We start from the raw sequence: 12,367 nt of genomic DNA on the forward strand, positions 1-12,367 counted from the left end.
GAATGAGCGGTAGCTTGCCGCAGTTTACCCGGCAGGCAAACGCCTGTATATGTATATACAAGTTAACAATAACAGGATTTTCACCGATGTCCGCCTACTTCGCCGAACGCGCCCTGCTGCCCACGGGCTGGGCCAGCCATGTCCGCATCGAGGTCACCAGTGAGGGCCATGTAGCCCGCATCGAACCGGGTGCCTCGGCCGAAGGCGCCGAGCGGCTGGCCGGCCCGCTGCTGCCCGGCATGCCCAACCTGCACTCGCATGCCTTCCAGCGCGCCATGGCTGGGCTGGCGGAAGTCGCCGGCAACCCCAACGACAGTTTCTGGACCTGGCGCGACCTGATGTATCGCCTGGTCGGCCAGATCAGCCCGGAGCAGCTGCAGGTCATCGCCCGCCAGCTGTACATCGAAATGCTCAAGGCCGGCTACACCTCGGTCGCCGAGTTCCACTACGTGCACCATGACCAGGCCGGCAAGGCCTACGCCGACCCGGCCGAACTGTCCCGGCGCATCAGCGCGGCTGCAGCCGACAGCGGCATTGGCCTGACCTTGCTGCCGGTGCTGTACAGCCACGCAGGCTTCGGCGGCCAAGCCCCGAATGACGGGCAACGGCGCTTCATCAACTCCACCGAACAATACCTGCAACTGCAAGCGCAGCTGGCCCCGCTGCTGGCCGCGCAACCCGCGCAGCAACTGGGTCTGTGCTTCCATTCGCTGCGCGCCGTGACGCCCGGGCAGATCGCCGAAGTGCTGGCAGCCAGCGACAAGCAGTGCCCGGTGCATATCCATATCGCCGAGCAGCAGAAGGAAGTCGACGACTGCCTGGCCTGGAGCGGCCTGCGCCCGCTGCAGTGGCTGTACGAGCACGTGGACGTGGACCCACGCTGGTGCCTGGTGCATGCCACCCATGCCGAGCCGGATGAAGTCACCGCCATGGCCCGCAGTGGCGCGGTAGCCGGGCTGTGCCTGACCACCGAGGCCAACCTGGGCGACGGGATTTTCCCGGCAGTGGACTATCTGGCACAGGGTGGGCGCATGGGCATTGGTTCGGACAGCCATGTGTCGCTGAGCGTGGTGGAGGAACTGCGCTGGTTGGAATACGGCCAGCGGCTGCGCGACCAGCGGCGTAACCGCCTGTATCGCGGCGACCAGCCGATGGTCGGGCGCACGCTGTATGACGCTGCGCTGGCGGGCGGCGCGCAGGCGCTGGGGCAGGCGGTCGGGGAACTGGCCGTGGGCAAGCGCGCCGACTGGCTGGTGCTCGACGGGCAGGACCCTTACATCGCCATGGCCGATGGGGATGCGATTCTCAACCGCTGGCTGTTTGCCGGGGGCGATCGCCAGGTGCGGGATGTGATGGTGAATGGGCAGTGGGTGGTGCGCCAGGGGCGGCATGCGCAGGAAGAGCAAAGCGCGCTGGCGTTTGCCAAAGTACTGCGGCAGCTTTTGGGCTGATCTGCCGGCAGTTCTATCGCATTCGCGGGTGAACCCGCTCCCACAGGTCAGGCGCTGAACTCAGATGCGGTGCAGTACCTGTGGGAGCGGGTTCACCCGCGAACACCGGCGAAGCCGGTGCCATACATCGCGGTTGCGAGTAGGCTCATCACCCACAACTACTCTGAACCTCAGTGCCTCTTGACGATCTGCTGGTCCGACGCACGCCAGATCAGCCGATTGGTGTCATACCCCTGCTGCCGGGCCTTGGACATCAGGTTCTCGCGCTCCCAGGCCGGTAGCGTCGGCGTACGCGACAGGATCCACAAGTGCTTGCGGTCCGGGCTGCCGACCACCGCCGTGCGGTAGCGATCATCCACATACAGAATCCAGTACTCGCCCCTCGCCACCCCTGGCACCAGCTTGGTGAACCAGTTGTCGAACTCGACCCACAACTTGTCGGTGTGCCCCGGCTCCTGGATGTTCGCATGCCCTTCGGCGCGCAGCCATTCGTCACCCATGGTGCGGCAGCGGTTGAGCACGCCGAGGCTACCATCGAGCCGGAGGTTGTAGTGCGCTTCGGACTGCTCGCAGCCGGTCTGGTAGCGCATCGGCAGGCGCGCCAGCTCGTACCACTTGCCCTGGTAGCGCTTGAGGTCGATGTTGCCCGCGGTTTTCGGCGCCAGCGGGTCATGCACGGAGCCGGCACAACCGCCCAGCAGCAACGCCAGGCATACCCCCATCAGCAGATACAGATGCCTCATTTGAGACCCTGCCCTGAATACATGAGCACCTTGTCAGCCGCGTATTGCACACTGATGAAGCTCTTCTCGTCCCCCCAGGTGCAGCTGCTCATCCCCAGCGCACCAGAGCACTCGGTCGGCGTGCCGAGCAGTTGCTCGACCTCGGCCTTGTTCATACCGGCCTTGATCTTGGAATAGTTTTCCTGGTTGATCTTGCTGCAGGCAGTCAGGACGACGCACAGCGACAACAGGGCGAGGGAACGCAACGACATGAAGGACACTCCTGGAGAGGGGATACAGGCGAGTGGCCTGCAGTGACCTTCGACGGTAAAAACCCTCCCAGGTTCCCTGACCTCCCTCCTCTACCCCTACGCCATTGGTCGGATGGCCACTACTGTGCGATTAATCACAAAGAATTACCCCGCCCAAACAAAAAGGCCGCCCCGTGAAGGAGCGGCCTTGCGTCGCGACGGCCTGCACAGCAGGCCACGAAGCCTCAGAACCTGGACCCAGGCTCCAGCAAAAAGTCCATCTCTTCGCTGGTACTCGGCCGCTCCAGCACCAGGTTGCGGTGCGGGAAGCGCCCGAAACGGGCAATTACCCGCTGGTGCTGCTCGGCGTAGTCGAGGAAGCCTTCGAACAACCGGCGGTTGGCTTCGGGCTGCTCGTCCAGCAGCAACTGGTAGCGCTCGACGCACAGGTTCTGCCAGTCCAGCACCTCGGCATGCTCCAGCACCAGCAGCACGAATACCCGCTGGATCGGCAACAGCTGGTAATCCCAGTTTTTCTGCAAACCCTGCATCGCCACCACCTGGGCACGCCGGTCGCCCTCGAAGGCACGCGGCGTGTCGCGGTAGATCATGCGCGGCAGCTGGTCCAGCAGGATCAGCAGGCCCAGCCAGCCCTGCGGGCTTTGCTGCCACTCGTCGAGCCCACCCGCCAGGGCATGCTCGACCAGCTCGCCAAACAGCGCATGGGCCTCGGCATCATGATGCTTGCCGAACCACAGCGTGCTCTTCTCGTCAGCCACGGCCTGGGGACTGGTGCCCCAACCGAACCACCACTCCAGCAACGGCTGCCAAGGTGCGAGCATGACTTACTCCTTGTGGTAGGCGGTGACGCGCTCGACCTCTTCCTTCGAGCCGAGGATTACCGACACACGCTGGTGCAGGCTTTCTGGCTGGATGTCGAGGATGCGATCGTAACCGTTGGTGGAGGCGCCGCCGGCCTGTTCGATGATGAACGACATCGGGTTGGCTTCGTACATCAGGCGCAGTTTGCCCGGCTTGCTCGGCTCGCGGGCGTCACGTGGGTACATGAACAGGCCGCCACGGGTCAGGATGCGGTGTACGTCGGCCACCATCGAGGCGATCCAGCGCATGTTGTAGTTCTTCTTCAGCGGGCCGGTCTCGCCTGCCAGCAGCTCGCCCACGTAGCGCTGAACCGGGGCTTCCCAGTGGCGCTGGTTGGACATGTTGATGGCGAACTCTGCGGTGCTTTCCGGCACGCGGATGTTTTCGTGGGTGAGGACGAAGCTGCCCAGTTCGCGGTCCAGGGTGAAGCCCTTGACGCCGTTGCCCAGGGTCAGGATCAGCATGGTCTGCGGGCCGTAGATTGCGTAACCGGCCGCGACCTGCTGGGTGCCTGGCTGCAGGAAGGCATTTTCGTTCAGGGTTTCGTTCTGGCTCAGGTATTCGTTAGGGCAACGCAGTACCGAGAAGATGGTGCCGACCGAAACGTTGACGTCGATGTTGGACGAGCCGTCCAGCGGGTCGAAGACCAGCAGGTAGGCGCCTTTCGGGTACTTGCCCGGGATCTGGTAGGCGTTGTCCATTTCTTCGGAAGCCATGCCGGCCAGGTGGCCGCCCCACTCGTTGGCTTCCAGCAGGATATCGTTGGAAATCACGTCCAGTTTCTTCTGGACTTCGCCCTGCACGTTTTCAGTGCCCATGCTGCCCAGCACACCACCAAGGGCGCCTTTGGACACGTGATGGCTGATTTCCTTGCACGCACGCGCCACCACTTCGATCAGGAAGCGCAGATCGGCAGGGGTATTGTTGCTGCGGGTCTGCTCAATCAGATAGCGACTCAGGGTAACGCGGGACATGTATGGCTCCGAAAGGATTGGGGGATAAAAACCCCCGCAGTTTACAGGGAGAGTTGCGGGCTAGCGAGCAAAGAGACTCGACTTCAGCCCCTGAAGTTCAGCAAGCACCAAGCCGATGGTCGGTTGGGGCTGCTGTGCAGCCCATCGCCGGCAAGCCAGCTCCCACAGGGACTGCACATGGCTCGAGGTCGACGCGGTCGAGGTGGGAGCTGGCTTGCCGGCGATGGGCCGCACAGCGGCCCCTTTTCCTCAATCCAGCGCCTTCCAGATCTCGCTGGCATATTCCCGAATGGTCCGGTCCGAGGAGAACCAGCCCATCCGCGCGGTATTCAGCACCGCCATGCGCCACCATTCCTGCGGCGTGTGCCACAGCTCCTCGACCCGTCGCTGGGCATCCCAGTAGGCATCGAAATCGGCACACACCAGGAAGCGGTCATGAGCCACCAGCCCGTCAATCAGCGCGCTATAGCGCGACGGGTCGTCCGGTGAGAACACCCCGCTGCGAACAGCCTGCAACACGTCGTTCAGGCGGCTGGACGCGGCAATCGCCGCACTGGCGCCAAAGTCCCCGTCGCGCCGCCTGGCCTCCACCTGCTGCGCGGTAAGGCCGAAGATGAACATGTTTTCGGTACCCACCTGCTCGCTCATCTCGACGTTGGCACCATCCAAGGTGCCGATGGTCAGCGCGCCGTTCAGGCCAAACTTCATGTTGCTGGTGCCGGAGGCTTCGTAACCGGCGGTGGAAATCTGCTCGGAAAGGTCCGCCGCCGGGATGATGCTTTCAGCCAGGCTGACGTTGTAGTTGGGCAGGAATACCACCTTCAGCAGGCCGCGCACGGTCGGGTCGTTGTTCACCACCCGGGCGATGTCGTTGGCCAGCTTGATGATCAGCTTGGCCTGGTGATAGCTGGCCGCGGCCTTGCCGGCGAAAATCTTCACCCGCGGCACCCAGTCGGTACCGGGGTCGTTGCGCATGGCCTGGTACAGCGCCACGGTGTGCAGCAGGTTGAGCAACTGGCGCTTGTATTCGTGGATGCGCTTGACCTGCACATCGAACAACGCTTCGGGGTTCACCGTAACGCCCAGGCGGTCCTGGATGATGCTGGCCAGGGCACGCTTGCTGTGCAGGCGCTGCGCGGCGAACTGCTTGCGGAAGCCGCTCTTGTCGGCGAACGGCACCAGATTGGCCAGGCGCCCTTCGGGGTCGTCCAGCAATTCAGGGCCCAGCGCCTCGACCAGCATGGCGGTCAGCTGCGGGTTGGACTGGTACAGCCAGCGGCGGAAGGTAATGCCATTGGTCTTGTTGTTGATCCGTTGCGGGTAGAGCTTGTGCAGTTCGGCGAACACCGTGCTTTTCATCAGCTTGCTGTGCAGCGCCGATACACCGTTGACACTGTGCGAACCGAGGAACGCCAGGTTGCCCATGCGCACCCGGCGGCCGTTGTCTTCTTCGATCAGCGACACGGCCCGCAGCACGTCGAAGTCGTGCAGGCCTTTCGCCCGCAGCGCGTCGATGTGGTAGGCGTTGATCAGGTAGATGATCTGCATGTGCCGCGGCAGCATGCGCTCCATCAGCGCCACCGGCCAGGTTTCCAGGGCTTCGGGCAGCAAGGTGTGGTTGGTGTAGGCCAGCGTGCCGACGGTCAGCTCCCAGGCGGTATCCCAGGGGATTTCATGCTGGTCGACCAGCAGGCGCATCAGCTCGGCCACGGCGATCGACGGGTGGGTGTCGTTGAGCTGGATGGCCGCCGCATCCGGCAGGTTGAGCAGGTTGTCGTGCATGTTCAGGTGGCGGCGCAGCAAGTCCTGCAACGAAGCCGAGACGAAGAAGTACTCCTGGCGCAGGCGCAGCTCCTGGCCCGCCTCGGTGCTATCGGCCGGGTACAGCACCCGCGAAATGCTCTCGGCCCGCGCCACCTCGGCTACCGCACCCAGGTGGTCACCGGCATTGAAGCGTTCCAGGTGCAGCTCTTCCAGCGCCCGCGCACGCCACAGGCGCAGGGTATTCACGCTGGCCCCGCGCCAACCGACTACCGGGGTGTCATAAGCCACCGCTCGCACGGTCTCGCCCGGCCACCACACCTGGCGCTGCTGGCCGTGGGTGTCGTGCACCGTTTCGACGCTGCCGCCAAAGCTGATCGGGTAGATCACCTCGGCGCGCTCGAACTCCCAGGGGTTGCCGAAGTCCAGCCAGTTCTCGGTCTGCTCCTGCTGCCAGCCATCGACCATGGCCTGGCGAAACAGCCCGTGCTCGTAGCGGATGCCATAACCGTGAGCAGCGATGCCCAGGGTCGACATGCTCTCCATGAAGCACGCCGCCAGGCGGCCCAGGCCACCGTTGCCCAGCGCGGCATCGGGCTCGAGCAGGCGGATGCGCTCCAGGTCCACGTCCAGCCCTTCCAGTGCATCGCGGGCAATGTCGAGCAGGCCCAGGTTGCTCAGGCTGTCGTACAGCAAGCGGCCGATGAGGAATTCGAGGGAAAGGTAATAGACCCGCTTCTGGCTGCGGCGATAAGCCTGGCGGGTGTGGTCCATCCAGTGATCGACCATGTGATCGCGCGCGGCCAGTGCGATGGCTTCGAACCAGTCGTGGTCGAAAGCGTGCTCCGGGTCCTTGCCGACCGCGTAGGTCAGCTTGTCCAGTACAGCGGCGCGAAATTCGGCCACCTCGGCGTCACGAGCTTTGGGTTCCTGGGACATGCGGCATCCTCGGGCAAGTTGACGAAAGCGGAGGGAGACTTTTGAGCCTAGACCCTTCGACAGGGAGTGACAGTTAGCGTTCGCAGTTTTCATGCCCACTCTGCGATTCCGGCAAAAGGTTGTTCATAAATTGAACAATTCCGGTATGATCGCGCGCCCCAAGACCGTGATACACCCCCATAACGATGAAAACGACCCTGATCGCCGCGGCCGAAGTCGACCGCCTGGAGACCTGGCAGCGCTATACCAGCAACATGTGCCATGGCTGCCATTCGACCTGCTGCACCCTGCCGGTGGAGGTGAAGATCAAGGATCTGATCCGTATCGGCGTGGTCGACGAGTTCGAGAAAGACGAACCGCCGAAGAATATCGCCAAGCGCCTGCAGAAGGACGGCATCATCGAACGCTTCAACCAGAAGTCGGGGATCTTCACCCTGACCCGGATGAGCAATGATGACTGCCTGTACCTGGATCGTAAAAGCCGGCTGTGCACCATTTATGACAAGCGGCCGGATACCTGCCGCAACCACCCCAAGGTCGGGCCGCGGCCGGGGTATTGTGCGTACAAGCCCAAGGTGGTCGGGCGCTGATCGCTAGCCTTAAAGAGCCTCGTCGCGGGCTTGCCCGCTCCCACAAGGGTCCCGCAAATCATGGGCTCAGCGACACACCTGTGGGAGCGGGCAAGCCCGCGAAGGGCCGCAAAGCGGCCACTGCTGGCCAATTATGTGCCAAGCCAGATTTCTACTTTCCGCCAGAGGGAAAGCTCCTGCACGCATCACCCTGCTCCGCCGGTGGGTGTTCGGGATAGGTCTGCGGCAGCACGCTGACCGGGCTGGTAGCGATAAAGCCATCAGCAAACTTCGCTTCGACGAACTGCGCCTGCCATCCCACCGCCGGCGGCGTGCGCTGCAGGGTGAAGTTCTGCATGGGAGCGAGCGTCTCGGATTGGTAGCGCACCCCGCAGGCAAAACGGAAGTCGCGGTCCTGACTGTTGCTCGCCGTCCACACCTTCACCGCCACTGGCAGCTCAGAGAAGTCGACGCTCATCTGCCCGGCATCCCCGCTGGCCGACACCTGCACGCTTGGCAAAGGTGTGCCATCGCGCAAGCGCGTCAGCGCAGGCACCAGGGTGCTGACTACCGCCTGACGCACCCCACCATGGTCCGAATTCGGCAGCACCCTGAGGCTGGTCTGGCCCGACAGGCGCTGCTGATAATCAGTAATCGGGTCAGGGGCGAAAAAATCATCACCACTGGCGGAAACCAGGTATTTGGGAATCGCCAGACGCTGCCCCTTCTCGTTCAGGTACTGCATCGGGTCCATCGTCGCCATCAGCCGATCGAAAGCTGGGGTGCCCAGTTGCTGCAGAACACCAGCCTGCTGGTAGGGACCCAGCGCCAGGGGCCAGTGACCACCATAGCGCTTGCGCAATCCGGCCAGCATGTCAGAGGTGTCCGCCACATCGATCACACTTGGCACGATGGCCATCACCCGTTCATCGGCCAAGGCCGTGAGCCACGCGCTCCAGCCGCGCTTGGAGGCACCTGTGATAATGAAGCGGTCCACCGTGAGCCCTTGCTTTGCCAGCTCCTGCTCAGCCAGATCCATCGCCCGGCTTGCCACCGCGGCCATCGGCACGTGCAGTGGCAATTCCGGCACGGCGCCGCGTAGCGCATGAGCCCAGGTATGGGCCACGGCGTCATCCTCGCGCAAGGACTTCTCGTTATCGCTGAAGGTCACGTACTGATTGGGCACATCGCTGATCATGACCACGGCCACCTGCGTCTTCAGAGCGACTTCGCGCAACACCTCTCGCGTGTAGTCCGGGTTTTGCGCCGGCCCATGCCGCACACCGTTGTTTACCACCAGCAAGGCATTGCCGGGCACCCCATTACCTGGGATGTGCAACTCGACATCATGCTCCCAGCGACGCGGCTCAACCACCGGGGTTGGGTCCCACACCTGCGAAACCATCTGCAGGCGGCGGAATACATAGCCTGGCTCTGAGGTTTGCTCGATCAATACGGATTCCAAGGGTGCCTGGCGCACCTTGCCAATATGGCACCGGACGACATCCTGAGGACGCGGGTTGGCACAGTCATGCACGGTGCAAGCCTGCAAACCTGCCATCAGGCAGGGGATGGCCAGCGCTAAACGGTAATTCATGGACATGCTTCCTGCTTTGAGAATTCATTCCACGCTAGGCATCACAACAAGCACGTACAAGACGCAAAAGGCCGTGAAAGATACAGCCTACTTGAGCTTGAGATATCCCCTACAAAAACCTGCGCCAAACAAACAAAAACGCCCCCGGCCATGCGACTGGGGGAGTTTGGGACCCGGATGAGCAAGAATGGGAAGTGCTCTGTTCTATATCAACCCTGCCGAGCAAGGTCGCGCAGATGAAGTACAACCATAACGATCGCGGCTATGGCGGTCACTATTGATGCCAAGGTACCCAACACGACCGTGGACATTATCGATTCATTGTTCCAAACCACGACCTGTTGTTTGAGACGATCGTCATAGAGTATTTGCCCGTCCAACGTGGCGAGTTCACGCACGGTGCTACCATCATCCCCACGCTCCACTGTAAGAATAACCTTTCTATTGATACGAAGCCTCGATGCCTCATACAACTTCCGGTAAGTATAGACACGTTTACCCTCCCGCTTTCCATCAAGCTTATATGCTACGCCAAAATGTACTAGCGAACGGTTATGCTCCCAAACGTCTGGATAACCGGATACTCGCCCCTCGATAACTAGCAGCCTAGACAAATCAGGGGCCTTATATATTTCCAGCTGACTGTAATAAAGCGCAACACCTGCAAGCATCGTAATCACGACAATCGCAAGCAATTGAGCACGCTTCAAAGGAGGGGACACTCTGAGCAACTTGATGAATCCAGAAAATGACTGCACACGTCCCTCCTGCTAATTCAAATAGCAAAATTATCGCAAATAATTAATTATACCTATCAACTCCACCTACTCCGCCACCAGATATTCCGTATGGGTGAGAATAGTCACTTCCAAGCACCACGCCCCGCGCACCTTGGTTTTAGTGAATTACCGCAGCTCGGCCCATATAGATTGCGCTGAATTGAGCGAGCGATGCAAGGGCCAAGTCCGGCGCCGCCCAGCGACCAGGGTAGGTGGCTTTTGTATTTGCAACGAAATGTTTTTTGCACTACAGGCGCGATAAAAAATAATACAAATTTTTCGCCGCACCAAAATTCAGTATCCCCAAAGCATTAGCCTCAACGCCTACAGCAGCATAGCTGCGGAAACATTTCAAAGCTTTATGTAACAGAAGATTTAGTTGCCACAACGAGTTACCATTTTCTTTACTTCAAACAAACTTTTCCAGACTGACACCAACCTGAAGCCCTACCAGACCCCAAGCATTTACCATTGATAAAGGCACGTGTGCGTGAGAGACCGCAGGCAGCCACTGCCCTTGGCTTCACTCAGAATTGGACATAAAAAAACGCCCCCGGCCTTTCGACCGGGGGCGTTTTCGTTTCAGCTCAAGCTAGACGATCAAGCCTTGGCTTTCTTGGCAGCGCGGGTACGCTCGCCTTCGTCCAGGATCTTCTTGCGCAGGCGGATCGACTTCGGAGTCACTTCGCACAGCTCGTCGTCCTGGATGAATTCCAGGGCCTGTTCCAGGGTGTGGCGAACCGGCGGTACCAGGGCGATGACTTCGTCTTTGCCCGAAGCACGCATGTTGTCGAGCTTCTTGCCCTTGGTCGGGTTCACGCCCAGGTCGTTGTCACGGCTGTTCAGGCCGATGATCTGACCGTTGTAGATGTCCTGGCCGTGCTCGATGAACAGCTTGCCGCGAGCCTGCAGGGTTTCCAGCGAGTAGGTCAGCGCCTTGCCGGTCTCGATCGAAACCAGTACACCGTTCAGGCGGCCGGACATCTGGCCGGCTTTCATGGTGTCGTAGCGATCGAAGATCGAGGTCAGGATGCCGGCACCGTTGGTCAGGGTCAGGAACTGGTTACGGAAACCGATCAGACCACGAGCAGGTACGTTGTACTCCAGACGTACACGGCCCTTGCCATCCGGCGCCATGTTGGTCAGGTCGCCCTTACGCAGGCCCATTTCTTCCATGACCTTGCCCTGGGATTCTTCAGGGATGTCGATGGTGACGTTCTCGAACGGCTCCTGCTTCACGCCGTTGACTTCGCGGATGATTACTTCAGGGCGGCCTACAGCCATCTCGAAGCCTTCACGACGCATGGTTTCGATCAGAACCGACAGGTGCAGCTCACCACGGCCGGAAACCTTGAACTTGTCAGCCGAGTCGCCTTCTTCAACGCGCAGTGCAACGTTGTACAGCAGCTCTTTGTCCAGACGTTCCTTGATGTTACGGCTGGTGACGAACTTGCCTTCCTTGCCGCAGAACGGCGAGTCGTTGACCTGGAAGGTCATCGAAACGGTCGGCTCGTCAACGGTCAGTGGCTTCATCGCCTCGACGTTGTTCATGTCGCACAGGGTGTCGGAGATGAACAGCTCGTCGAAACCGCTGATGCAGACGATGTCGCCAGCCTGGGCTTCTTCAACGTCGACGCGGTGCAGGCCGTGGTGGCCCATCAGCTTGAGGATACGGCCGTTACGCTTCTTGCCTTCGGTGTCGATGGCAACAACCGGGGTGTTCGGCTTGATACGGCCACGGGCGATACGGCCAACGCCGATAACACCGAGGAAGCTGTTGTAGTCCAGAGCGGAGATCTGCATCTGGAACGGGCCATCGACGTCAACGTTCGGCGCCGGTACGTTGTCGACGATCGACTGGTACAGCGGGGTCATGTCTTCGGCCATGTCGGTGTGGTCCAGACCGGCGATGCCGTTCAGGGCCGAGGCGTAGACAACCTGGAAGTCCAGCTGGTCGTCGGTGGCACCGAGGTTGTCGAACAGGTCGAAGATCTGGTCCAGAACCCAGTCAGGACGCGCGCCCGGGCGGTCAACCTTGTTGATCACGACGATCGGCTTCAGGCCAGCTTCGAAAGCCTTCTTGGTCACGAAGCGGGTTTGCGGCATCGGGCCGTCCTGGGCATCGACCAGCAGCAGCACGGAGTCGACCATCGACATTACACGCTCAACCTCGCCACCGAAGTCAGCGTGGCCGGGGGTGTCGACGATGTTGATGTGGTAGCCGTTCCAGTTGATGGCGGTGTTTTTCGCCAGAATGGTAATGCCGCGCTCTTTTTCCTGGTCGTTGGAGTCCATCACGCGCTCGTCGTTGAGCTCGTTACGCTCCAGGGTGCCGGACTGGCGCAGGAGTTTGTCGACCAGGGTGGTTTTACCATGGTCAACGTGGGCGATGATGGCGATGTTACGCAGATTTTCGATCACAACTGTATCTCGATCAGAGGA

General features: G+C 61.0%; 10 protein-coding genes. 2 read left to right on the plus strand and 8 right to left on the minus strand.

From position 1 onward, the window contains the following. The first annotated feature begins 86 nt into the window (after nt 1–86). Complete coding sequence (locus RYH74_RS00645; RefSeq protein WP_075046611.1) at nt 87–1,451, plus strand: formimidoylglutamate deiminase; 1,365 nt, start codon at nt 87–89, stop codon at nt 1,449–1,451. A gap of 170 nt (nt 1,452–1,621) precedes the next feature. Here the strand turns inward: RYH74_RS00645 and RYH74_RS00650 are convergent, their stop codons facing one another. The 5 genes from RYH74_RS00650 to RYH74_RS00670 all read right to left on the minus strand — a co-directional run bounded on the left by RYH74_RS00650 (nt 1,622) and on the right by RYH74_RS00670 (nt 6,980). Further along, on the minus strand, nt 1,622–2,194 hold the full coding sequence (locus RYH74_RS00650) for a lipocalin family protein (protein ID WP_025340931.1): 573 nt from the start codon (nt 2,192–2,194) through the stop codon (nt 1,622–1,624). Further along, on the minus strand, nt 2,191–2,445 hold the full coding sequence (gene bamE, locus RYH74_RS00655; protein WP_003249234.1) for an outer membrane protein assembly factor BamE: 255 nt from the start codon (nt 2,443–2,445) through the stop codon (nt 2,191–2,193). The genes RYH74_RS00650 and bamE overlap by 4 nt, the downstream gene beginning before the upstream one ends. 224 nt (nt 2,446–2,669) lie before the next feature. After that, nucleotides 2,670–3,266: a DUF924 family protein gene (locus tag RYH74_RS00660; RefSeq protein WP_063912031.1), complete on the minus strand. Its 597-nt coding sequence runs from the start codon at nt 3,264–3,266 to the stop codon at nt 2,670–2,672. A gap of 3 nt (nt 3,267–3,269) precedes the next feature. Beyond that, nucleotides 3,270–4,280, minus strand: a complete 1,011-nt coding sequence (locus tag RYH74_RS00665) for a class 1 fructose-bisphosphatase (protein WP_025340932.1) — start codon at nt 4,278–4,280, stop codon at nt 3,270–3,272. A gap of 249 nt (nt 4,281–4,529) precedes the next feature. After that, on the minus strand, nt 4,530–6,980 hold the full coding sequence (locus RYH74_RS00670) for a glycogen/starch/alpha-glucan phosphorylase (protein ID WP_075046612.1): 2,451 nt from the start codon (nt 6,978–6,980) through the stop codon (nt 4,530–4,532). A gap of 185 nt (nt 6,981–7,165) precedes the next feature. Here RYH74_RS00670 and RYH74_RS00675 point away from each other — a divergent pair, with 185 nt between their 5' ends. After that, on the plus strand, nt 7,166–7,570 hold the full coding sequence (locus tag RYH74_RS00675) for a YkgJ family cysteine cluster protein (RefSeq protein WP_003259873.1): 405 nt from the start codon (nt 7,166–7,168) through the stop codon (nt 7,568–7,570). A gap of 151 nt (nt 7,571–7,721) precedes the next feature. On the opposite strand, the gene RYH74_RS00680 is transcribed toward RYH74_RS00675, so the two are convergent. From RYH74_RS00680 to typA, 3 genes are all read right to left on the minus strand, one after another. Then, on the minus strand, nt 7,722–9,146 hold the full coding sequence (locus RYH74_RS00680; protein WP_317408823.1) for a PhoPQ-activated protein PqaA family protein: 1,425 nt from the start codon (nt 9,144–9,146) through the stop codon (nt 7,722–7,724). A 209-nt stretch (nt 9,147–9,355) separates the two neighbouring features. Further along, on the minus strand, nt 9,356–9,904 hold the full coding sequence (locus RYH74_RS00685; protein ID WP_075046614.1) for a hypothetical protein: 549 nt from the start codon (nt 9,902–9,904) through the stop codon (nt 9,356–9,358). 621 nt (nt 9,905–10,525) lie between these two features. After that, nucleotides 10,526–12,346 carry a translational GTPase TypA gene (gene typA, locus RYH74_RS00690; protein ID WP_003259874.1) on the minus strand — a complete coding sequence of 607 codons (1,821 nt, stop codon included), beginning with the start codon at nt 12,344–12,346 and terminating at the stop codon, nt 10,526–10,528. Between the last annotated feature and the right edge of the window lie 21 nt (nt 12,347–12,367).

The sequence above is a fragment of the Pseudomonas sp. LSJ-87 genome, from assembly GCF_032971465.1.
Taxonomy (GTDB): domain Bacteria; phylum Pseudomonadota; class Gammaproteobacteria; order Pseudomonadales; family Pseudomonadaceae; genus Aquipseudomonas; species Aquipseudomonas putida_Z.